The 23012-nt window shown below is 67.6% G+C and carries 19 protein-coding genes; 3 read left to right on the plus strand and 16 right to left on the minus strand.

Annotated features, from left to right (window positions below; all coding sequences use genetic code 11):
* Window positions 1-82 precede the first annotated feature (82 nt).
* The 7 genes from manD to FB478_RS14165 form a co-directional block, all read right to left on the minus strand.
* Window positions 83-1312: a D-mannonate dehydratase ManD gene (gene manD, locus FB478_RS14135; RefSeq protein WP_144600936.1), complete on the minus strand. Its 1230-nt coding sequence runs from the start codon at window positions 1310-1312 to the stop codon at window positions 83-85.
* A 63-nt stretch (window positions 1313-1375) separates the two neighbouring features.
* Window positions 1376-2347, minus strand: a complete 972-nt coding sequence (locus FB478_RS14140; protein ID WP_144600937.1) for a sugar kinase — start codon at window positions 2345-2347, stop codon at window positions 1376-1378.
* Entirely contained in the window at window positions 2344-3027 is a 684-nt protein-coding gene (locus tag FB478_RS14145) for a bifunctional 4-hydroxy-2-oxoglutarate aldolase/2-dehydro-3-deoxy-phosphogluconate aldolase (RefSeq protein WP_261377412.1), read from the minus strand. Before FB478_RS14145 ends, FB478_RS14140 begins: the two co-directional genes overlap by 4 nt.
* A 5-nt stretch (window positions 3028-3032) precedes the next feature.
* Window positions 3033-4181 (minus strand): galactonate dehydratase, encoded by a 1149-nt coding sequence (gene dgoD / locus FB478_RS14150; protein ID WP_018770859.1) that lies wholly within the window; start codon window positions 4179-4181, stop codon window positions 3033-3035.
* Between the two features lie 9 nt (window positions 4182-4190).
* On the minus strand, window positions 4191-5069 hold the full coding sequence (locus FB478_RS14155; protein ID WP_018770860.1) for a carbohydrate ABC transporter permease: 879 nt from the start codon (window positions 5067-5069) through the stop codon (window positions 4191-4193).
* The gene (locus tag FB478_RS14160) at window positions 5066-6019 is read right to left on the minus strand and encodes a carbohydrate ABC transporter permease (RefSeq protein ID WP_186447807.1); all 954 of its coding nucleotides are present in this window, start codon (window positions 6017-6019) and stop codon (window positions 5066-5068) included. The genes FB478_RS14155 and FB478_RS14160 overlap by 4 nt, the downstream gene beginning before the upstream one ends.
* A 95-nt stretch (window positions 6020-6114) precedes the next feature.
* Window positions 6115-7413 carry an ABC transporter substrate-binding protein gene (locus FB478_RS14165; protein ID WP_134165247.1) on the minus strand — a complete coding sequence of 433 codons (1299 nt, stop codon included), beginning with the start codon at window positions 7411-7413 and terminating at the stop codon, window positions 6115-6117.
* Window positions 7414-7550: 137 nt separating this feature from the next.
* Between FB478_RS14165 and FB478_RS14170 the strand changes: the two genes are divergently transcribed.
* The gene (locus FB478_RS14170; RefSeq protein ID WP_018770863.1) at window positions 7551-8306 is read left to right on the plus strand and encodes a FadR/GntR family transcriptional regulator; all 756 of its coding nucleotides are present in this window, start codon (window positions 7551-7553) and stop codon (window positions 8304-8306) included.
* A 36-nt stretch (window positions 8307-8342) separates the two neighbouring features.
* Here FB478_RS14170 and FB478_RS14175 read toward each other — a convergent pair whose 3' ends face one another.
* From FB478_RS14175 to FB478_RS14185, 3 genes are read right to left on the minus strand one after another with little or no spacing between them, the layout of a single operon-like run.
* On the minus strand, window positions 8343-9287 hold the full coding sequence (locus tag FB478_RS14175; protein ID WP_261377413.1) for an alpha/beta hydrolase: 945 nt from the start codon (window positions 9285-9287) through the stop codon (window positions 8343-8345).
* A 20-nt stretch (window positions 9288-9307) separates the two neighbouring features.
* Window positions 9308-10330 carry an alpha/beta hydrolase gene (locus FB478_RS14180; RefSeq protein WP_056388276.1) on the minus strand — a complete coding sequence of 341 codons (1023 nt, stop codon included), beginning with the start codon at window positions 10328-10330 and terminating at the stop codon, window positions 9308-9310.
* Window positions 10327-13059 carry an alpha-L-rhamnosidase gene (locus FB478_RS14185; protein WP_144600939.1) on the minus strand — a complete coding sequence of 911 codons (2733 nt, stop codon included), beginning with the start codon at window positions 13057-13059 and terminating at the stop codon, window positions 10327-10329. Before FB478_RS14185 ends, FB478_RS14180 begins: the two co-directional genes overlap by 4 nt.
* A gap of 137 nt (window positions 13060-13196) precedes the next feature.
* Here FB478_RS14185 and FB478_RS14190 point away from each other — a divergent pair, with 137 nt between their 5' ends.
* Both FB478_RS14190 and FB478_RS14195 read left to right on the plus strand, forming a co-directional pair.
* Window positions 13197-14027, plus strand: a complete 831-nt coding sequence (locus FB478_RS14190; protein ID WP_018770867.1) for an IclR family transcriptional regulator — start codon at window positions 13197-13199, stop codon at window positions 14025-14027.
* 101 nt (window positions 14028-14128) lie between these two features.
* On the plus strand, window positions 14129-15058 hold the full coding sequence (locus FB478_RS14195) for an intradiol ring-cleavage dioxygenase (RefSeq protein WP_144600940.1): 930 nt from the start codon (window positions 14129-14131) through the stop codon (window positions 15056-15058).
* On the opposite strand, the gene FB478_RS14200 is transcribed toward FB478_RS14195, so the two are convergent.
* The 6 genes from FB478_RS14200 to FB478_RS14225 are packed head-to-tail and all read right to left on the minus strand — an operon-like array spanning window position 15055 to window position 22959.
* Entirely contained in the window at window positions 15055-15522 is a 468-nt protein-coding gene (locus FB478_RS14200) for a hypothetical protein (RefSeq protein WP_018770868.1), read from the minus strand. The genes FB478_RS14195 and FB478_RS14200 overlap by 4 nt on opposite strands.
* A 60-nt stretch (window positions 15523-15582) precedes the next feature.
* Window positions 15583-16539, minus strand: a complete 957-nt coding sequence (locus FB478_RS14205) for a glycoside hydrolase family 43 protein (RefSeq protein ID WP_261377415.1) — start codon at window positions 16537-16539, stop codon at window positions 15583-15585.
* A complete protein-coding gene (locus tag FB478_RS14210; RefSeq protein ID WP_144600941.1) occupies window positions 16539-18833 on the minus strand; it encodes a family 78 glycoside hydrolase catalytic domain in 2295 nt (764 codons plus the stop codon). The genes FB478_RS14205 and FB478_RS14210 overlap by 1 nt, the downstream gene beginning before the upstream one ends.
* A gap of 57 nt (window positions 18834-18890) precedes the next feature.
* The gene (locus FB478_RS14215; RefSeq protein WP_144600942.1) at window positions 18891-19898 is read right to left on the minus strand and encodes an ABC transporter ATP-binding protein; all 1008 of its coding nucleotides are present in this window, start codon (window positions 19896-19898) and stop codon (window positions 18891-18893) included.
* Complete coding sequence (locus FB478_RS14220) at window positions 19895-22009, minus strand: dipeptide/oligopeptide/nickel ABC transporter permease/ATP-binding protein (protein ID WP_144600943.1); 2115 nt, start codon at window positions 22007-22009, stop codon at window positions 19895-19897. The genes FB478_RS14215 and FB478_RS14220 overlap by 4 nt, the downstream gene beginning before the upstream one ends.
* Window positions 22006-22959: an ABC transporter permease gene (locus FB478_RS14225; RefSeq protein WP_144600944.1), complete on the minus strand. Its 954-nt coding sequence runs from the start codon at window positions 22957-22959 to the stop codon at window positions 22006-22008. Before FB478_RS14225 ends, FB478_RS14220 begins: the two co-directional genes overlap by 4 nt.
* Window positions 22960-23012: the final 53 nt, after the last annotated feature.

The raw sequence follows: 23012 nt of genomic DNA on the forward strand, positions 1-23012 counted from the left end.
AGCAGCGGCTTGCAGGTCGTGGCCAGCCTCACGCGTCGTGGCGGTCTCACCAGTCGTGGCGGTCTCACCAGTCGTGGCGGTCTTACCAGTCGTGGACGGTGCCGTCGACGAGCCGGTTGTAGGGCAGGTAGGCCTGCTGGTAGGGGTAGGCCGCGGCGGCTTCTTCGTTGAATTCGACGCCGATGCCCGGCTTGTCGCCCGGGTGCAGGTACCCGTCCACGAACGTCATGGACTGCTCGAAGACCTCGTTGGTCTTGGCCGAGTGCTGCATGTACTCCTGGATCCCATAGTTATGGATCGCCAACCCCACGTGCAGCTGCGCCGCGAACCCCACCGGGGATATATCCGTCGGACCGTGGAAACCGGACTTGATCTGGTACTGCGCCGCGAAATCCATCACCTTCTTCAACGGACTGATCCCACCGAAATGCGTGGACGCCGCCCGCACATAATCAATCAACTGCTCCTTGATCAGCGTCTGGAAGTCAAACACCGTATTGAAGATCTCCCCGATCGCCAACGGCGTGGTGGTGTGCTGCCGCACCAGGCGCAGCCCCTCCTGGTTCTCCGCCGGCGTGCAGTCCTCCAACCAGAACAAGTCATACGGCTCCAACGCCTTGCCCAGCTTCGCGGCCTGGATCGGCGTCATCCGGTGATGCCCGTCATGCAGCAACGGGATCTCCGGGCCGAACTCGTTCCGCACCGCCTCAAAGACCGTGGGCAGGTGCCGCAGGTACGCCCGGGTATCCCAGTCCTCCTCCTGCGGGAACGCACCCCGCCCGGCCGGCTCATAGTCATACCGCTCCCCCGACGCCTGCGCCTGCGCCGCCACCCCATACACGGCCTTGATCCCCGGGATCGCCGTCTGGATCCGGATCGACTTGTACCCCAACTCCAGATGCTCCCGCACCGAATCAAACAACGACTCAATATCCGCACCCGAAGCATGCCCATACGCCCGCAACCCGTTCCGCGACGCACCACCCAGCAACTGGTACACCGGCAACCCGGCCACCTTGCCCTTGATATCCCACAACGCCATATCCACCGCAGCGATCGCCGCCATCGTCACCGGACCCCGCCGCCAATACGCACTCCGGTACAGGAACTGCCACGTATCCTCAATCCGGTGCGGATCCTTGCCAATGAGCAACTGCGCCACATGCTCCTTCAAATACGCGGCCACAGCCAGCTCGCGGCCGTTCAGGGTGGCATCACCAATCCCGGTCACACCATCCTCAGTCGTGATCCGGAGGGTCACGAAGTTCCGGGTGGGGCTGGTCACAAACACATCGGCGGCAATAATCTTCACAGCTGGCTTTCGGGTAGGGGCTTTGGGTAGATGGGAATTTCCCGTTGGGGTGGGACAAAGGTGTCAGCGCTGGGTGCTGCCCCGGGCTGCGTCGAGCAGCGCAAGTTCTTCGCGGCGCGGCAGGCCTTCCCAATCGCCGCGCGTGCTGACGGCGAAGGCGCCGGCGAGGATGCCGCGCTTGAGGCGGCCGGCGACGTCTTCGCCGTCGAGCAGGGCGGAAAGGTAACCGGCGGTGAACGCGTCCCCGGCCCCAACGGTGTCCACGCACGTCACCGGGATGGCCGGAGCTTCAAGAAGGCCGTCGGCTGTATGGACCGCGGCCCCTGCGGCGCCGCGCTTCACCACCACTTCGCTGACCCCCAAGTCCAACAGGTGCGCGGCCGCACGGGCCTCATCGGCCGGGGACGTTGCCTCCCCGCTCCCATCCGGCGGGACGGCAACCAAGTCGAGTTCGTCGTCGGACGCTATGACGATGGTGGCGTGCCGGGCCAGGGGGCCGAGCACGGCTCCCGCCTGGTCCCGGGACCAAAGCTTGCTCCGGTAGTTCACATCCAGGGAGACCACCACGCCTTCAGCCGCTGCCCGTTCCGCGGCGTACTCCACCGCGTCCCGCGCTTCCGGGCTGAGTGCCGGGGTGATGCCGGTCAGGTGCAGGATCCGTGTTCCGCCATCCAGGGCCGCAGCAACCTGGCCGCGGGAGATGGTGGCTCCCGCCGATCCGGCGCGGTAGTAGAAGGCCCGGCTGAGGTCGGCGGTGCGCTGCTCCAGGAACATCACCCCGGTGCTCCGGTCCGCATGCACGGTGTGGTGCAGCTGGACGCCTTCGCCGCGCAGTTGCTTCAGGATGAACTCGCCGTGCGGGTCCGCGCCCACCGCCCCGGCCCAGGCAGCGCTGTGGCCAAGCCGTGCGACGCCGATGGCAACGTTCGATTCTGCCCCCGCCACCTGCATGTTCAGGGTGCCGCCGTTCGCCAGGGGGCCGCCGGCGCGGAGTGAGACCATGGACTCGCCGAAGGTCAGCAGGCAAACGCTCATGAAGGGGTCCCGGTTCCGGCACGGGCAGCAAATTCGGCCGCAAGGGCCAGGAAGCTGCGGGCACGTTCCCGCATTTCCGTGAGGTCGCCGCCGGAGGCTGCGCTGCCGAACAGCGGACCGCCCAGGCCGACGGCGATCGCCCCGGCTTCCCAGTACCCGGCCGCCTCGCCGAGGCCCACGCCGCCCACGGCGATGAAGGGGATGTCCGGGAAGGGATCGCGGACTGCCTTCAGGTAGCCGGGGCCGCCGATCGATGCCGGGAAAAGCTTGATGGCGGTGGCACCGCGTTCCATCGCCTCATAGGCCTCGCTGGGGGTCAGCGCGCCGGCCAGGACCGGGATGCCGGCACTGGCCGCCTCGCTGATGGAGGGGGCAAGGGAGGGGGTGACGATGAACTGGCCGCCGGCAGCGGTGGCGTGTTCGACGTCGGCCTCGCTCAGGACGGTGCCGGCGCCCACCAGGCAGCCGGCCGGCGCAGCCGCGCGGACCTCGCGGATTGCCTCCAGCGCGTTGGGCGTGGTGAGGGCGATCTCCACGTACCGGAAGCCTTCCTCCATGGCGGCCAGCGCCGCCTTGGCGGCAGCACCGCCGTCGTTCCCGCGGACAATGCCGACAAGCCGCGACTGCCGGATGCCGGCCAGCAGGCCGGCGGAGGTGACGGCTGGATTTTGGGATGTCATGGGATTCACCATTCTGCGAAGGATCCGTCGGGGTGGCGCCACACAGGTCCGCGCCAGGCATGGCCGCGCTTGTCCGCTGCCCGCACCACGGCCTCGTCGATTTCGACGCCCAGTCCGGGCCCGGTGAGACGCTCGATGTGGCCGTTTACGAACTTGAACGGCGTCTTGTCCACCACGTAGTCCAGGACTTCGGCGCCCTGGTTGTAGTGGATGCCGATGCTTTGTTCCTGGATGAGGAAGTTGGGCGTGGCGAAGCCCACCTGGAGGCAGGCGGCCAGCGCCAGCGGTCCCAGCGGGCAGTGCGGTGCCAGCTGGACTTCGTAGACCTCGGCCAGGGCCGCGATCTTCCGGACCTCGGTGATGCCGCCGGCATGGGAGAGGTCCGGCTGGGCCACCGCGATGCCCGCCTGCAGCGCCGGCAGGAACTCCTGCCGGCTGTACAGCCGCTCCCCCGTGGACACCGGGGTGGTGGTGGACGCGGTGAATTCCCGGAGCAGGTGGGTGTTTTCCGGCACCACGGGCTCTTCGAGGAAGAAGGGCCGGAAGGGTTCCAGCAAGGGGGCCACCCGCCTGGCGTTGGCCAGGCTGAACCGGCCGTGGAAGTCGACGGCGACGTCCCGGTGGTCGCCCAGGACCTGCCGGGCCGCGGCAACACGGCGGATGACGCCGTCGATCTCTGCCACCGACGCCACCGGGCTCATCCGTCCGCTGGCGTTCATTTTGACGGCAGTGAGGCCCACGTCCAGCTGGGCGCTGATCTGGTCCGCCACCTCGTTCGGCTCGTCGCCGCCCACCCAGCCGTACATCCGGATGCGGTCGCGGACGTGGCCGCCCAGCAGTTGGTGCACCGGAGTGTTGAAGTGCTTGCCCGCGATGTCCCACAGCGCCTGGTCCAGGCCGGAGACGGCACTGGCAAGGATGGGTCCGCCCCGGTAGAAGGACCCCTTGGTCATCACCTGCCAGTGGTCTTCGATCCGGAGGGCGTCCCGTCCGATGAGCAGCTCCGAGAGTTGCCCGACGGCGGCGCGCACCGTCTCGCTGCGTCCCTCGCAGGTGGCCTCGCCCCACCCCACGATGCCGCTTTCGGTCTCGACCCGGACAAAGAGCCAGCGGGGTGGAACAAGGAATGTTTCGATCCGGCTGATGACGGTCACGCCGCGGTCCTAACCCTTGGTGGCGCCGGCGGTCAGGCCGGAGACGATGTACTTCTGCGTGAAGAGCGCAATGATCATGATGGGGATGGTGACAACAGTCGCCGCGGCCATCAGCCCGCCCCAGTCGATGCTGGCGTAGGAGACGAAGTCGAAGATCGCCACCGGCAGGGTCTTGGTCTTGGAGCCGGAGAGCACCAGCGCGAACATGAAGTTGTTCCAGGAGAAGATAAAGGACAGGATGCCGGCTGTGGCGATGCCGGACACCGCCAGCGGAAGCGTGATCAGCCGGAACGCACCGATCGGCGTAAGCCCGTCCACTTCGGCTGATTCCTCCAGCTCCAGGGGCAGCGAGTCGAAGTAGCTCATCATGATGTACACGATCAGCGGGAGGGCCACGAACATGTGGCTGAGGATCAGCACCTCGAACTTCCCCACCATGCGCAGGTTGGAGAAGACGTAGTACCAAGGCACCAGGAGTGAGACGCCGGGAATGACCCGGGCCATCAGGACCACCAGCGCCGAGCGGTGCATGGTGAACCGGCTCATGGCGTAGGCAGCCGGGACGCCGAGGACGATTGACAACGCGGTGGAGACGAAGGCAACCCAGAAGCTGTTGAAGATGAACACGAAGTAGTTGTTGCGCTGCAGCACATTGGCGTAGTTCTCGATGGTGGGCGAGAACAGGAACGCCTTGCCGGTGTCGTAGATATCCACGTTGGTCTTCAGCGATGCCAGCAGCATCCAGAAGAGCGGCGCAAGCAGGAACAGCACCACAAGGATGAGGGCGACGACCCGGAACACCTTGTAGGCGCGCGTGGCCAGGGGCTTGCGGCGGCGCGGGGGCCGGCGGTCCGCGGCGGTGGCGGCGGAATCTGTCATGACGGTCATTTGCTTACCGCTTTCTTGCGCATGGTGAGCAGCCACATGGAGCCGATGATGATCATGAAGAACAGGATCAGCACCGCCGAGGAGAGCCCGTACTGGTTGTAGTCGAAGCTGAGTCCGTAGGCGTAGACGTTCAGCGTCTCCACTTCGTGGAACGAGCCGCCGCCCTTGCCCTTGGTGGCGTAAAGGATGTCGAAGGTCTTCAGTGCATCGATGCCGCGCAGCAGGATGGCCACGATCACGGTGGGCATCATGAGGGGCAGCGTGATGTAGAAGAACCGCTGGAAGGCGTTGGCGCCGTCCACGCGGGCGGCCTCGTCCGGTTCGTCGGACAGCGAGGTCAGCCCGGCCAGCAGGATCAGGACCACCATGGGGGTCCACTGCCACACGTCCATGAAGATGGTGGTGCCCAGGGCTGTGTCCTGGCCGGACAGCCACGGCTGGGGCGGAATGCCCACCATGCCCAGGAGCTGGTTGACGAAGCCGATGTTGGGATCGAAGATCAGCCGCCACATCATGCCCACCGCCACGGGCGTGGCCACGAGCGGCAGCAGGATGGCCACCCGGACCCACTTTTCACCCCGGAAGGGCCGCCACAGAAGCAGCGCCACGCCCATGCCCAGCACCACTTCGAAGGCCAGTGCGACGCCAGTGAAGGAAAGGGTGCGGCCCACGGCGGGCCAGAAACGCTCGGTATCGCTGAGGACCGTGATGTAGTTCTGCAGCCCGATGAACTCCGTTGCGGCCCGCACGGATCCCTGGGAGTCGGTGAGGCTGAGGTACACGGTCCAGGCCAGCGGAAAGATGATCAGCACGCCGACGAAGATCATTGCCGGTGCCGCGAAGAGCCACTTTCGGTGCCGGTTGGCCCAGGCGGAAAAGTTCCCCCCGGCACCGGCGGGGCCACCGGGCCGGCGGGTGCGGGCGCTGCGGGGAGGGTTCAATACAGACATGGTTCACCTAAGGAGTTTGGGGGTGAAGTGGGCCGCGCCGGGACGGCCATGGGCCGTCCCGGCGGGATGTTGGTGCGCGATAGGCGCCCTGTGTCCTACTTCTTTTCGCTGTCCAGGAAGGTCTGGAAAGCAGTCTGGGCGTCGTTTGCCGCTGCGGCGGCGTCCCCGCCGGTGATGGTGGCGACAATCGGGGCACCCACGATTTCGCGTGCCTTGCCTACGGTGACAACCTCGGGCCGGTCATGGCCCACGCCGTTCTTGGCGCTGGCGGAGATCGCGTCGGCAAGGTCCTTCGGGTAGGTGGAGGTTCCGTCAGGGTTGGACCAGACGGAGGTGCGCGGGCCCGGGACGCCGGCCTTCTGGGCTGCCAGGGTGCGTTCCTTGCTGGTTGCCCACTGGATGAACTTCCAGGCGTTGTCCTGGTTGCTGGAGTTCTGGTTCACGCCCAGCGCCCAGGAGGGGATGTTGTACGGCTTGGAACCGGCGGGACCTGCAGGCAGCGCAGCGAATCCAACCTTGTCCGCAACCTTGGACTTGGCGGGGTCTGTGGCGTTCTTGTAGAGCGAATCTGCCTCCGTGTAGAAGGCGGCACCGCCCTGGGTGAAGATGGCCATCGCCTCGGGCCAGCTCATGTCCGTGCTGACGTTGGCGGGACCGTAGTTGCGGATCAGGCCGCCGTAGTAGGCGTAGGCCTTCTTGGCGGCGTCGGTGTTGACAGAGGCCTTGCCGCTGGAGTCCATGAAGTCGCCGCCAAAGCTGTACAGGAAGCTGGAGAACTGGGTCACCGCGGCGGACTTGCCGGTGCGGGCCACGAAGCCTGCGGTGTCAGGGGAGGACGCCTTGATGGCCTTGGCCGCCGCTTCCAGTTCCTCCATGGTCTTGGGGACCTGGAGGCCTGCGGCCTGCAGCAGGTCCTTGCGGTAGTACAGGACTTCGCGCTCGGTGATGATCGGAACACCAACCACCTTGCCGTCAACGGTGGTGGCCTTGACCGGGCCCTCCTGGTAATCCTTCCAGTCCCAGCCCGAGTCCGATGAGACGTTCTTGGTCAGGTCCGCAAGGTAAGCGTTCTTGGCAAAAGCCTTGCCTTCCTGCAGCGGGCGGTACATCATCACGTCGATCTCGTCGCTGCCTGCGTTGAGCTTGACGTTGTACTGGTCAGAGAGCTGGTCCTCGCCGAGCTGGGTCAGCTCCACCTTGAGCCCGCTGGACTTCTCGAATTCCGGAATCGCGGCCTTGATGCCCTCGGTCCACACGTGGTTGGCCAGGGTGACACGGACGGTGCCGGACTGCTTGGCCTGGTCGCTGCCGCCTCCGCCGCCGCTGCAGGCGGTCAGCCCCAGCGACATCGCTGCGGCAATTGCCGCGTACTTCACAATTGAATGCCGCTTCATTACGACTTCCTTTGCCTTCAGGCCCGCAGCTTCGCGGGCGGGTGACAGACGCCTCGTTACGTCTGTTGTGTTCAGCGAGCATAAACAAATAAGGCAGACATATACAAGACCTTGCCATGCCCCCATATGATTTATTCATGACCATCCCAAAGGCGGCGTTGTCCCCGGACCTGCATTCATCGCTGGTCGAGAACCTGGGGCTCGCCATTGCCGAGGGAACGCTGGCCCCGAATTCGATCCTGCGCTTGGATGAGCTGGAGGCGCAGCACAAGGTGTCCCGCTCCGTGATCCGGGAGGCCACCCGTGTCCTGTCGTCGATGGGCATGTTGGAATCGCGCCGCCGACTGGGAACGGTGGTTCAGCCGGAAGCCAGCTGGAACCTCTATGACCCCCAGGTGATCCGGTGGCGGCTGGCCTCGGCCAAGCGGCTGGAGCAGTTGCGGTCCCTGAATGAACTGCGCGGCGCCATTGAGCCGCAGGCCGCCCGGCTCGCGGCCGAGCGCGCTTCACTCGACCAGGCCAGCGACCTTGTTTCCATGGCAGCCCGGCTTTGGGCCGCCGGGCAGCGGGGAGACCAGGAAGATTTCCTGCGCCTGGACATCGAATTCCATGCCGCTGTCCTCAACGCCTCCGGCAACCTGATGTTTTCGCAGCTGCATAAACTCGTGGCGGAAGTGCTGGCGGGGCGGACCCAGCACGGCCTGATGCCCCATCTTCCGGACCATGAGGCACTGCAGATGCACGTGGATGTGGCCAGCGCCATCCAGCGGGGCCAGGCAGCCGCCGCGCATGCCGCCATGAGCCGGATTGTGGAGCAGTCCACCGAGGAGATGGGTGACATCTGGTCCAGCAGCCATGCTTCCGTCAACGACGGCGCGGCCAACCCCGGGTAAGCCAGGTGCCGGCAGCACCAGCGGACGCCGGAAGCGTTACGCCCGCCGGACTGCCAGCAGCTCACCCGCCAGGAAATCCAGGGCCGCCTGCCCTTCCGGCAGGCCGGCGGTGTGGTTGAGGTGGCCGTGGACCGCGCCCTGGGCGAGGAAGCAGGACACCGGAACCCCTGCGCGTTCCAGCTCAGCAGCAAACAGCTCTGTGGAGCCGCGGGCGTCGTCGTACTCGCAGGCGAGCAGGGCCGTGGGCGGCAGTCCGGCAGGGTCCGCGTAGCCGGGCATCGCATAGGACGATGCCATGCTGACGGGGCCGCCCACGTAGTTCTCGGCCGTCCGGATGCAGTCCTCCACGGTGAACCGCAGGTGCCGGGGCAGCCCGGCCATGACCCGCTGATCCAGTCCCCCGGCCGGCGGCGGGAGTTCCGCGTGCAGGAAGGGGTAGGCCAGCAGGAGCTTGGCGGGCAGCGGCTTTCCGGCGTCAATCAGGTAGAGCGCGGCGCCCACCGCCAGGTTGCCACCGGCACCGGCACCGCCCAGGCAGAGCAGGTCCGGATCCAGCCCCAGGCTTTCGGCGTTCTTCCGGGCCCAAAACCAGCCGGCCAGGGCGTCGTCGTGCGGGATGGGGAAGGACACGCCGTCGCGGGCCAGCCGGTAGTCCACGGACAGCACCGGCGTGCCCTGGTTCGCGAGCACCCGCGCCAGGTAATCCGACTCCGGGCTATCCACGCTGCCGCTGACGAATCCGCCGCCGTGCAGCCACACGAGGGCGGGGCTGTCCGCGCCGGCCGGTTCCCCGTAGATCCGGATGGCCACCGGCCCGTGCCGGCCGTCGGCCGTCACGGCGCGGATGGGGACGTCCGGCCCGGGTGAGCGCAGGGCGTCCGGGTTAAGGAACTGCGGTCCTTCCGGGCTGGCCAGGTACTCAGCGAAACCGGCGGCGGCCTCCCCCTGTGGGCCGGCCGGGGTGGCGTCGGGGGAAGCCACGTCTGGTTTTGTGCGGGGTGTCATGGTGTTCCCAACTTCCGTGAGAAGTAGTCAACGGCTGTGGCCAGGATGGTATCCAACTGGTCCTCGGCGCCGAAGAAGCAGTGGTCGCCGCCCGTGATGGTCATGACGTCATGTTCCACGCCGGCGCCGGCGAGCGCGGCGGCCAGAAGCTCGGTCTGCGAGTGCGGGACCAGTCCATCCGAATCGCCGTGGACCAGGAGGAACGGGGCGGCATCCGCCGATACGTAGCTGACGGGGCTGGCCGCGGCCAGCAGTTTCGGGTCGTCCGACCCGCCCACCAGCATCTGCTCGGGCTGCAGCGACATTCCCGGCGGGACAGCGGCAGTCAAGGAAGGGGGAAAGAGCCCGTCCGGGGTGACTATTGGCGGGATGTCCACCAGCGAAGACACGCCGTAGAAGTCGACGACGGCGCTGACGCTGCTTGGGTGCCCCTGCGCACCGAGACCGCCCTCCAGGTCTTCGCGCTTGCCGGTGAGTCCCAGGAGCGCTACCAGGTGGCCGCCTGCTGATTCGCCCCAGGCGCCAAACCTGTCCGGGTCGATGCTGAGGTCCCCGGCGAACTCCCGGAGGTAGCGGACCGCGGCTTTGAGGTCGTGGAGCTGTGCCGGGAACGGCGCCTCCAGCGAGTGCCGGTAGTCCGCCGTGGCGCAGGCGATGCCTGCCTCGTTGAGCAGCCGGAACACGGAATCGGGGGCGAAGGTGGGCGGCAGTTCGCGGCGGTCGCCCAGCTGGAACGCTCCGCCGTGCACCCAGAGGACCATCGGCGTGGTCCCAAAGGCCTTGCGGGGCAGCCAGATGTCCATCTTCAGCGGCCGGAATCCGATGGCCCGGGCGTAGGTGACTTCACGGTGCACGGAGGATACGTCCGAGACCTGCTCCGCCGTGCCCGGGGCATCGAAGACAGGGAACGGCGGAACCTTCCTGCCTCCGGGACGGGAGGTGTCGGGACGGGATATGTCAGAACGCGACATGTCGGAAGGGGACAGGTCGAGTACCCCGGTAGCGTCATCCACTGTCATAGTGTGCTCCTCATCAGCGCAGGTTGTGCAGTGCCCCGGCCGGTGGCGGCAGGGAAAGTGTGGTGTCCCGGCCCGACGACGGCGGCCGGCGCGCCGGGCAGCCGCACCTCCGCGGTGGTGCCGGAGGGAACCGTGGCTGTGAGCGTCAGCACGCCGCCGTCCATTGCTCCTTCCGCCGCAGTCCAGGCCACCTGGATCAGGCCCCGTGGCCCCATGTGTGAGGTGGAGGCGGATGCCAGGCCGGCGCCGGGGCGGGGCTCAATGATGATGCGCTCCCAGCCTGCGCTTCCGGGCGCCTGCCGCAGGCCGGCGGTGTAGCGGTGCAGGAAGGAGACCACGGCACCCTTGCTGTAGTGGTTGAGCGACTGGTGCGGCGTGCCGTTGGCATCGATGCCGTTCCACAACTCCCACACGGTGGTGGCGCCGCGGTCCACCATGGTCAGCCAGGACGGTTCCGAGTCCTGCATCAGGAGTTCATAGGCCAGGTCCAGTTGTCCGTTGTCCGCCAGGACCGGGAGCAGGTAGGGCGTGGCCAGGAAGCCGGTGCCCAGGTGGGTGCCGGCGTTCCGGATCAGGGCGGCCAGCTGCGAGGTGACCGTGGGGCGGTGTTCGGGGCTGACAAGGTCGAAGGCCAGGGCGCGGACGCAGTTGGCCTGCGTGGCTTGGATTACGCTGCCGGAAAAATCAAGGTATTCCGTCTCCCACGCGTCCCGGATCAGGTGTGAAAGTTCCGCGAGCTCGGCGGCCTCTGTATCCAGGCCCAGGACAGCAGCGATTCGTGCCATCACGTCCGTGGTGTGCCGGTAGTAGGCCGTGGCCACGATCCCGTGGTCGGCGCTGCGGGCGGCGAACAGGTCAGGTTCGGGGCCGTCCGGTTCCATCCATTCACCAAAGTGGAAGCCGGTGTCCCACAGGTACCGCTCGTGCGGCGCGGGCGCTGCGCTTGCGGCGGCGCGCGCGGCGTGCCGCTCCGTTTCGGCGGTAGCCTGCACAAAGTGAAGCCACCGCTGCATGGCCTCCCAGTTTTCGGCGAGGATCCCGGCGTCCCCGGACGCCAGGTAGACCTCCCAGGGCACCATCACCACCGCATCGCCCCAGCCGGCGGACCCGTTGGTGAAGCCCATGAACTCCGCCGAGGTGGCCGCGGGCCCGGGGGACGGCGAGATGTTGGTGATGACGCCGTTGTCCCATTGGTCTGCACGGACGTCGCGCAGCCACTTGCGGGAGAAGCCTGTGACGTCGAAAAGGTAGGCGGCAGTGGGGACAAACAGCTGCCAGTCCCCGGTCCAGCCGGCTTTCTCGCGCTGAGGGCAGTCGGTGGGGACCTCGCAGGAGTTGCCCAGGAAGCTCCATTCCACGATGTCATGCAGTGCGTTCAGGCGCGCATCGCTGCAGCTGAAGGTGCCAATACGTTCCAGGTCCGTCCGCACCAGGCAGCCGGTGATGTCTCCCGGCTGGAGGCCCGCGGCGAGGCCCTGGACCGAGACGTACCGGAAGCCGTGGGTGGTGTGCCGGGGTTCGAAGACTTCCCCGGGGGCACCCGAGGCGATGACGGTGTCCACCTGGCCTGCGTCCCGGAAGGCTCCCGGCGCCCGGAAGTCGAGGGGGCGCAGATGGTCCCGGTTGACGTCGCCGTCCGCTCCGAGCGCTTCGCCGTATTCCAGGGTGACGGTTTCGCCCGGTGCGCCGAGCCTGGTGAGCCGGACCCAGCCGTGGATGTTCTGGCCAAAGTCCACCACCTGGCTGCCGTTGGCCAGCCGCGTGATGGACGCCGGAACAAGTTCCTGCGCCACCCGGGTGGGCGGCGCAAGGGGTCCGGCCAGTGCGGTGAAACTGCCGGGACGGACGACGGCGGAACACGGCCGGGGTGCGCGGGCAACCGGGGCGCCGTTGCCCGCCTTAGGTGCGCTGCCGCCGTCGGCCTTCCTGAAATCCACGCCCTGGCCCGCCATAAGGTCGGCACGGAGGATCTCCGTGGCGGACACCAGCCACGAGCTGTCGGTGCCGATGACCTGCCTGCCGGCCCGTGACTCCAGTTCGAGCTGCGCCAGGAAGGCCGTGTGCGTTCCGTACATGTCGGCGTCGCGCGTGTATCCGAACGTGCCGCGGTACCAGCCGTCGGTGAGGACGGCGCGCACGGTGTTGCTGCCTTCACGGATCAGGGCGGTGACGTCGTGGGCCTGGACCTGGAGCGTGGTGTTGTAGCTGGTGGAGCCTGGGGTGAGTTGCTGGTCGCCCACGCGGTTGCCGTTGATGAATAGCTCATAGATGCCGTGCGCGGTGGCGTAGGCGCGGGCCTTGTTCGGGGCCGCCGGCAGGAGGAAGGTTTTGGTGAGGGCATAGCCGGGCCGGTCTCCTGGCGCCGGAACTTGGGGCTCGTCTGGCCCGATCCACTGCGCCGTCCAGTCCTCGGCATGCATCAGCCCCAGCTCCACCGGCATGGGGCTGGACCAGCCGCTCGGTGTTTCGGTGCCTTTTTCGTCCCTGTCCCAGGTGCGGACGCGCCACTCGAACCGGTCCCGCGAGCGCAGCGCCGGGCCGCCGTACGGGATGCCGCTGCAGGCGGCCGACTCGACCTTCCCCGTGTCCCAGCCGTTGCTTGCGGTGATGCGGTATGCCGCCTGGCTTGTGGTTCCGGCGGGAGGCGTCCAGCTGAGGCTGGGCTCCCGGATGGTCAGGCCCATCGCTTCCAACAGGTGCTCGGCCCGAAGCCGGGTGGGGGCGGTCATGCGGCAGGGCTCCTGGGGTGCGGGTGCTGGGAGTTCCAGCTTGGTTGGCGTGCTCCTGTCCCCCACACAGCATTTTCATTGGTCGAAATAGTATTGTGGGGCAGCTCACCAATGCATCAGCGCTAGGAACCACCGCCATGACTGTCATTCCGGACCCGGACACCCCGCCTGCCCGCGGAAAGCGGCCCAAACAGGGCGAACCCGTCATCGACCGCGCGCTGAGCCTGCTCGCCGTCTTCTCCGACCGGCGGCGGGCACTGACGCTTTCGGAACTCGCCCGGTATGCGGACATGCCCGCGCCCACCGCACTGCGGCTGATCGCCCGGTTGGTGGCATGGGGTGCGCTTGAAAGGCTCGACGACGGCCGGTATGTCGTGGGGGTCAGGCTGTGGGAAGTGGCGTCGCTGTCGCCCCGCGGGCACGGGGTGCGGGAAATTGCCCTTCCCTACCTGGAAGACCTGTTCGAAGTCACCCGGCACCACGTGCTGCTGGCGGTGCGGGACAACGAGCAGGCGGTGCTGATCGAGCGGCTGTCCGCGAAGGATGCCACGGAGGTGGCGTACCGCGTGGGTGGCCGGGCGCCCCTGCGGTCCACGGCGATCGGGCTGGTGCTGCTGGCGGGCGCGGACCAGCAGTTCCAGGAGACCATCCTGAAGCGGCCGCCGGAAAACGAGCCCGGAGTGCCGGAGTTGCCGGAGGGCCAGCTGCGCAGGACCCTTTCGGATGTGCGGCGCACCGGGATTGCGATGATCCGCCGTACCGTCCCGTCCCGGACCGTCTCCGTGGCGTCCCCCATCTTCGACGCCCAGGGCTCCGTGGTGGCGTCACTGTCCATCGTGGTCCCGGACGGGTCCACTCCCCCGAACGTACTGGCCCCCGCTGTCCGCGCGGCCGCCCGCGCCGTCTCCAGGAACCTGGGGCACCAGGCTGCCGTCAGCGCCGGCACCCGGACGCACTCGCAGGGGTAGCGGCCCTACGCGGCCGAGGCCGGGGTCGCGGGGCAACGTCACACAGGTGGCTCACAGAATCCGCCTACCGGACGCATAGTGCGGTGGCTTCTGATGGGTTCATGACCACTTCGCACAACCGCAATGAGCTCCCCGAAAACGCGCACCAGCCGCACCCGGATCACGACCGCGGCCTTGAATTCGACCTGTCGACGCTGATGAGCCGCCGCTCCCTCGGCATGTTCCTCGGTGCCGGCGGCGCCGCCGTCGCACTCGCTGCCTGCAGCCCCAACGGATCAACCACGGCTGCGCCGTCAGCCACGGACGCAACCGCCACGGCGGCTTCCACCGAATCCGCATCGGCTTCGGCTACGGCATCGTCCTCCGCCACGTCGACACCCACCATTACCCGGGCCATTGCCGAGTGCGGCGTGGAGATTCCCCAGGAAACCGCCGGACCGTACCCGGGCGACGGCTCCAACGGACCCAACGTCCTGGAAGCCTCCGGCGTGGTGCGGCAGGACATCACCTCCAGCTTCGGCACCGCGTCCGCTAAAGCGGTGGGCGTCCCGTTGACCTTCACCCTCACCCTGCTGGACAACGCCAACGGCTGCACACCGCTGGCGGGCGCGGCGGTCTACGCCTGGCATTGCGACCGCGACGGCAAGTACTCGATGTACGACTCGAGCCTGAAAAACGAAAACTACCTGCGCGGCGTCCAGGAGGCAGACGCCAACGGCCAGGTCACCTTCACGTCCATCTTCCCGGGTGCCTACGCCGGACGGTGGCCGCACATCCACTTCGAAGTGTTCGAATCCATGAACAACGCCACCGCCGCCGGCCAGGTGCTCACCGTCTCGCAGATTGCCCTGACCAAAGCGGCCTGTGACGACGTCTACGCAACTCCTGGCTACGAAAAGAGCATCACCAACATGACCCGGACCACGCTGCAGTCAGACAACGTGTTCGGCGACGACGGCGGCATCTACCAGCTGGCCACCATGACCGGATCCGCGGCGACGGGCTATGCGGCGTTTAACGTGACCATCTAGGCGTACTCGCCCTTGATCACGAAGTACGAGCCGCGGATGGTGCCCGCCAGCTTCGACTTCTGGCGGGCGAACTTGAAGCTGGACGCCAGCTCTTCCGGAACGTCCATGCCGTCCGAGAGCTTGAATCCGACCGCCCGCTTGCCCCCTTCCTCAATGCCGTACATGACGTTGATGGACAGCCCTGACTCGTAGAACACGTAGGCCATTCGCAGCCCGTCCACTTCGAAGGAGGACACCTCAAGGGGTTTGGAGGCAATCACCAGGTTGCGCTCGGCGGACAGGATGTTGTTCACATAGTCCAGCACTTCCGGCGCTTCCCCGGCAGGGACCACCGTGAAGTCGTGGTCGTATTTATTCTTGTAGTAGCGGGCCTCGTTGGCGCGGAGCCCGGCCAACGCCTCCGCTACCGGTGACGATTCCAGACCGGCGGTGGACACGTTCTTGAAATCCACGGTGTACGGCATGAGTCCTCCCTGGGAATGATCTTTTGCCACATCGTTGCAGATCAGCGCCTCCGCTGCACCTCATCGAAGGACGCGGATGCTGTTCCCGTCGATTTCCACGCCAGTGATCCTGACCCTATCGTTGGGTGTGTCGTTCGGCCCGTGAAAGACCAGATAGTCACGCCCGCCGGATGTGCGGAGGACCATTCCATGCCCGCCATTTCTGGACCACACAGGGTCCGCCTGCTGGATCCAGGGCCCCTTGATGGTTCCGCTTTTCGACTCGGCGATGCCCATTGCATACCCGGCCTCGCCGTGGCTTGACCACAGCATCAGCAAAGACCCTTCCGGCGAACGGACAACAAACGGTCCATCGGTGAACAGGGGATCTGCGGCAAGGTTCAGGTCCTTTGGGGGTTCCACCCCCTCCGGGAACCGCAGCGGCCGGGTCCAGGCCGCCGCGGATGCCTTGAACAGGAGAGCAGGCTCACCGGCTGCCGTGCGCAGGTCCGGCGCCAGGCGGACGGCACGCATCTCGCCGTCAGTGATCCCTGGTGCATCAGCGGTTCCCTCCGTCCCCCGGCTGTAGACGAGCCAGCGGGTGGAATCCTCGTCGATATACAGCGTCCCGTCGAGGCACGGTTCGGCCGCCGGCGTCACGGCTCCGTCACTCCAGGGCTGGTACGGGCCCGTGGCCAGATCCGAGGCAAGAACCGCGACACCCCGGGGGCGGTTGCCCGTTGACGTCGCAAAGGTGCCGAACATGAAGAACCGTCCGTCAAGGGCGTACACCTCCGGAGCCCAGAACTGCGCGTCCGCCCAAAAATCCGCTGGCGGCCGGAAGGCCGCAAAGGGGCCTTCCCAGTGTTCAAGGTCATTGCTGGTATAGCAGTCAAAGCCGGTGGCGGGGCCACTCCACACGTTCCTGTCGCTGGTTCCGAACAGGACAAACTCCCCCGGAACAGGTTCCAGGATGAAAGGGTCCCGCATCCGGATTTGATCGAGGCGCAGGAGCCGAACCGTCTCCTGTCTGCCCATCAGCGGCTTGCCTCGTAATCGGGCATGGGGGCAACGCGCCCTTCGAAAGAGTGGGTGCCGCCCTCAACGGTGCGCTGCGCACCGTCGGGAAGGACGACGTCGGCCGCCACCCCGTCAGGGACGGCCGCCTCGAGGCGGAACGCACCGCCGTCGAGCGTCCATTCAACCCGGACCTCACCGTGCGGAGTCTTCAGGGAGGTCCTGGCCCAGTCGATTCCTTGGCCCGGCTGCGGGGCGATGAGGACGCGCGCGTAGCCCGGTTCCAGCGGTCGGATGCCGCCGATGGCTTTGTGCATCCAGTCGGCAACGGCGCCCAGGGCGTAGTGGTTGAAGCTGGTCATTTCGCCGGGGTTGATGGTGCCGTCGGGGAGCATGGAGTCCCAGCGTTCCCAGACCGTGGTGGCTCCCATCGTCACGGGGTACAGCCAGGACGGGCAGCCCTTCTCCAGCAGCAGCCGGTAGGCCTCGTCCATGTGGCCGGTGTCCGTCAGCGCGTGCGTGATGAACGGGGTGCCCGCGAATCCGGTGGACACGCGGTAGCCGTTGTCCCGGACCAGCTCGGCCAGGCGGGTCCCGGCGAACTCCCGCAGCTCCGGGGTGGCCAGGATGTCGAAGGCGATAGCCAGCGCGTAGACCGTGGTGCAGTCGCTGCGGATGGTGCCGTCGGCAGCGACGTAGTTCTCGGCGAAGGCGGTACGCACCCGGGCGGCAAGCGCCTCGAAGTACGCTTCGTCGTCGCGCCTGCCCAACAGCCCGGCAGCCTGGGCGGTTAGGCGCGCGGTGCGGTACATGCAGGCGGTGGCCACCACGCCGGTGTCCGCCTTGGCCGCCCATGGCTGGTCCGGCGCGGCGTCGGGGTCCAGCCAGTCGCCGAACTGGAAGCCGGAGTCCCACAGGCCCGTGGGCGAGAGCAGCCCCTCCACCCGGCGGGTGTGCGAGGCCATCGACTCGTACTGGTTCCGCAGCACGCTGAGGTCCCCGTAGGCCTCCCAGAGTGCCCATGGCACCCACACGGAGGCTTCACTCCACAGGGCGGACGATTCCGGAGCCGGGAATTCGGGCGGCTGCGGGCAGTATTTCAGGGCATCGGGCACGGTGATGGGCACCAGACCGTTCGCCGCCTTCTGCTCGGCAGCCAGGTCCAGCAGCCAGTCCTGCAGGAACCCTTTGACGTCGTACAGGTAGGCAGCAGTGGGGGCGAAGACCGCGATGTCGCCGGTCCAGCCCAGCCGCTCGTCGCGCTGCGGGCAGTCGGTGGGCAGGTCCAGGAAGTTGCCGCGCAGCCCCCAGACGATGTTGCGGTGCAGTTGGTTGACGAGTTCGTTGGAGCACTCAAAGGTGCCGGTTCGCTCCAGGTCGGAGTGGACCACTACGGCCTCAAGGTCTCCCTCGGTGAGGGTGCCCGGCCAGCCGGTGATTTCGGCGTAGCGGAAGCCGTGGAAGGTCTTGGTTGGTTCAAAGACGTCTTCCCCGCCGGAGAGGATGAACGTGTCCGTGGCTTTGGCTGACCGCAGGGGCCGGACGCCCAGCTCGCCGTCTTCCAGGACCTCGGCGTGCCGCACGGTGATGGCCTGCCCGGCCTCGCCCCGCACCGTGAAGCGGAGCCAGCCCACCAGGTTCTGGCCGAAGTCCACCAGCGTCCGGCCGGTGGGTGAGGTGCGGATTTCCACGGGATGCACGACGCCGGCACGCACCACGGGCGGGCCCACCGGCTCAGCCAGCCGGCCGCCGTCGAACGCCAGCCCACGCACACCCGTCCAGTCAGCGCCGGGGACAAAGCCGGGCTCCGCCCAGCCCGTCTGAGAGCGGCGGGCGTCGATGGTCTGCCCGTCGTAGAGGTCGTTGAAGGTGGTGGCGGAGGGGCCTGCCTGCCAGGAGGTGTCAGAGGCGACCGACTGGACATGTCCGTCCTCGAACTCGATGTCCAGCTGGCCGAGGAACCCCAGCTCACTGCCGTACAGGTTGGACATCCCGTGCCAGGCCAGCCGTCCGCGGTACCAGCCGTTGCCCAGTTCCACCCCCAGCACACTGGTTGGCGCCAGCAGGGAGGTGACGTCGTAGCTGCGGTAGCGCAGCCGCCACTCGTAGGAGCTCCAGCCCGGGCTCAGGACGTCGGCACCCACCGGTGAGCCGTTGATGAACGCCTCATAGACGCCGAAGGCGGTGGCCCGCAGCGTCGCCCTCGCCACGCCGCCGTGGCCCGCCTCGAGCGTAAATTCCTTGCGGAGCAGCGGGGCGCCGTCGAAGTCCTGCTCGGGCGAAATCATGGCAGCGAGCCAGGGCGTGGAAGTCATGGAAGGAGGGTTCCGTTCTGGTGGAAGCTGGTCAAAAGCAGGTGGAAGAAGTGCCGGTCAGGCGTAGTGGCAGGCCACATCCGCCGCACCCACACGCCGCAGGGCCGGCCGTTCGGTGGCGCACAGGTCAGTGGCCAGGGGGCAGCGGAGCCGGAAGGGGCATCCGCCGGGCCCGGGGACCGCGGCCGCCCCGGTGCGGACGCCCAGCGATTCGCGGGCTTCGCGGCGTTCGGCCTGTTCCGCCGGCCGGGGCACCGGGGACGCTGCCACGAGGGCCTGGGTGAAGGGGTGCTTGGGGTTCCCGGTGACGGCCGCGGCAGGTCCGCTTTCCATGACCTGCCCGCGGTAGAGCACCACCACGCGCTGGGCCAGGAACTGGACCACGGCGATGTCATGGGCGATGAACAGGTAGCTCAGGCCGCGCTCGTCGCGGAGGTCGGCCAGGAGGTTGAGCACCTGCGCCTGGGTGGAGAGGTCAAGGGCGCTGACGGCTTCGTCGCAGACCACCAGTTGGGGATCGCAGATGAGGGCACGCGCCACTGAAATGCGCTGGCGCTGGCCGCCGGAGAACTGGCTGGGGTACCGGTCCACGGCGTCCCGCGGCAGGCCCACGCGTTCGAGCATGTCCCCGGCCTTGGCGCGTGCCTCTGCCGCTGAAACCCCTCGCAGGCGCAGCGGTTCGGCCAGGGACGTGCCGATGGTGTTCCGCGGGTTCAGCGATGAGTTGGGGTCCTGGAAGACGGCACGCAGTTCCCCGCCCAGGGCCCGGCGCTCCGCGGCGCTGGCGGAGGTGATGTCCTTGCCCTGATAGGTGATGGTGCCGCCGGAGACCTTTTGCAAGCCCAGGATTGCCTTGCCAATGGTGGACTTTCCGGATCCGGACTCCCCCACCAGTCCCACAGTCTCCCCGGGTGCGATGCTGAAGCTGACATGGTCGACGGCGGCCGGTGCGGCGGCTGCCTTCCGGCCCCGTCCATAGCGGACCACCAGGTCCTTGATCTCAAGCATGGGGGTGGCGGCGGAGGAAGCCGCGGAATCTTGGCGCTCGGTCACTGCGGTGCTCATGCCGGGTCCTTTTCAACGATCGGGTTTTGCTTGCGGGTGACCTCCAAAACGCGGGAGGCGGGCACGTCCGTGGCCAGCCAGTCCATGCCTTCGACGGCCAGCTGGTCCGCTTTGACACACCGCACCAGCCCTTCGCCGGCGCCGGAGCGCAGCAGCTGAACGGGTTCCATGCAGGCTGAGCCGGCGAACTGGCAGCGGGCCGCGAACCGGCAGCCGGTGGGCCAGTCCTTGGGCTGCGGCACCTGTCCGCTGATGGTGGCAAGGCGCTCCGGCATGTCGTCTGCGTGGTTGGCGTGTGGGTCGGCGGCCAGGAGCGCCAGGGTGTAAGGGTGGCGGGGGTGGTCCAGGACGGCCTGGGTTGTGCCGTTCTCCACCACCTGGCCGGCGTACATGACGGCCACCTGGTCGCAGATGTCCGCCACCACACCAAGGTCGTGGGTCACCATCACCACGGACATGCCTGTGTCCTTCACCAGGGTCCGGAGCAGGGACAGGATTTCGGCCTGCACCGTGACGTCCAGGGCCGTGGTGGGCTCGTCCGCCACCAGCAGCTTCGGCTGCCCGGCCAGTGCCAAGGCAATCGCCACGCGCTGGGCCATGCCGCCGCTGATCTGGTGCGGATAGGTCTTCAGGATCCGCGCCGCGTCCACGATGCCCACCTTTTCCAGCAGGGTCTGCGCCTCCTGGCGGGCCTCGGTCCTGCCCATGCCGCGGAGCCGGCGGATGGTCGCGGTGAGCTGGTATCCCACGGTGAACATCGGGTCCAGGGCGCGCATGGGTTCCTGGCTGATCAGCGCGATCTCCCGGCCTCGCACTGCTTCCATGTCCCTCTCCGCCACCGCTGCCAGGTTTCTTCCGTTCCAGAGGATCTGGCCGCCGGTGACACTTACGCCCGAGGGAAGCAGGCCCAACAAGGACAGCGCGGTCATGGTCTTGCCACAGCCGGACTCCCCCACCAAACCCAGGACGGTGCCGGGCTGGACGTCGAACGAGACATCGGTGACCAGGCGGACGCCGATGCCTGTACCTGCACTGTCGACGCCGACGGACAGGTTACGGACGCTGAGCGTCCCCTTATCGGCAGAGGCGCCGTCCGATGCGGCCAAGTCCTCCGATCCGGGCGCCTCCGCCGCGATGGCGGCGACGGCCTTGGCGCGCTGCCGGCGTGCCGCGGCGGAGGGCAGGTGCGGTGCGGCCGCGTTGGGGGCCTTGCCCAGGGCATTGCCGATGGCATTGGCGGAGAGGACGGTGAGCGCCAGCACGGCACCGGTGGGCACCATCATCCAGGGGGCGTCATAGACGTGCTGTGAGGCGCCCTGGATCATGCCGCCCCAGCTGGGCTGCGGGATGGGCGGGCCGAAGCCGATGAACGCGAGGCCGGCCTGGATGAGCATGCCGACGGCGAAGATGAGCGCGGACTGGACCACGATGGTGTTCGCCAGGCCGGGCAGGACGTGCCGGAGGCTGATCCGCAGTGGGCTGACGCCGTCCACTTTGGCCGCGTCCACGTAGAGCTGGGACTGCAGGGACTTGGCCTGGCCCAGGATCACGCGGTAGATGCCGGCGGACATCAGGATGCCCAGGATGGCCATGACCACTGGGATGTTAGTTCCCACCGCGCCGATGACGGCCAGGATGATCACGGTTCCCGGCAGGGACATCATGATCTCGGTAACCCTGCTGATCACGGCCTCCACGCGTTCGCCGGTGCCGGCAGCAAGCATGGCCAGGATGGTGCCGAGCCCGACGCCGACAATCACCGTGAGCATGGACGTCCCCAGGGTGCCGGCTGCGGCGGCGAAGATCCGGCTGAGGATGTCGCGGCCCAGTTCGTCCGTTCCCAGCCAGTGGGCGGCGGTGGGGCCGGAGAGGACTGAGGTGAAATCCTGGTCCTCTGTCTTGAAGGGCAACCACAGCGGCGCTGTCAGCGACGCGGTGACAAGCGCCGCAAGCCAGGCCAGGCCGGCCACGGCTCCCGGCGAAGTGAACAGCCGGTGCCGGGATACCTTGGTGATGGCCGCCCTGCCGGCGTTGCGCGCGGGGGCTGCTGCCAGCGTCGTACTTCCTGCCTGGTCCGCGTCCGCGGGGGCCGGGGTAACTGTTGGGATCATGAGGCACGCAACTTCGGGTCGAGGAACTTGGTGGCCAGCTCCAGCACCAGGTTGACGGCAACCACCACCACGGTGGCGATCACCACCACGCCCTGGACGGCGGGGGCATCATGGGTGCTGACGGAGGTCTGGACGGCCTGGCCCAGGCCGGGCATGGCGAACAGCTGCTCGGCGATGACGGAGCCGCCGAACAGGCCGATGAACTGCAGGGCGATCCCGGCCACGATGGGCAGGCTCGCGTAGCGCAGGGCGTGGACGTAGAGGATCTTCCAGGTGGGGGTGGCCGTGGCGCGCAGCGTGCGGATGTGTTCCTGCTGCAGCGCCTCCAGCATGGAGGCCATGGTCTGGCGGGCTATGAAGGCCGCGCCGCCCACGGCGAGGGTGATCACCGGCAGCGCCAGGGACAGGGCCCAGTCCTGCGGTGAGGCCTCGAACGGCACGTAGCCGGTGGCCGGGAAGATGGAGGACTGGACGGCGAACAGGTACACGAAGAGGACGCCCACCCAGAACGCCGGCAGGGCGACCAGGAGTCCAACGAAGCCGCCGATCACCTGGTCCAGGAGGCCGCCGCGGACCGCTGCGGTGACGCCCAGGGCGATGCCCAGGACCGCGCTGAGGACGGTGGCGCCGGCGGCAAGCGAGGCGGTGACGGGGAGGCGGCCGGCGAGGTCGGCGCTGACGGAGCGGCCATCGATGAGCGAGACGCCCAGGTCGCCCTGGACGGCGGAACCAAGCCACGTGAAGAACTGTGTGAACAGCGGATCGTTCCAGCCCATCCTCTGGTTGACCTCGTCGATGGCTTCCTGGGAGGCGCCTGCGCCGAGGGAGACGGCTCCCGGGCTGCCGGGCATTGCGTGCACCAGCAGGAATGCCAGCACCGCAACCACCAGCACGGTGGCCAGCGCCATCAGCAGGCGCTTAGTGATGAATAGTGCCATGGTGACCTCCATCGGTCAGGCCCTGCCCGGCCGGGCCCTCCTGTTTGGGGAGGGCCCGGCGGGAA

Source organism: Arthrobacter sp. AG367 (genome assembly GCF_007828995.1).
Lineage (GTDB): Bacteria > Actinomycetota > Actinomycetes > Actinomycetales > Micrococcaceae > Arthrobacter.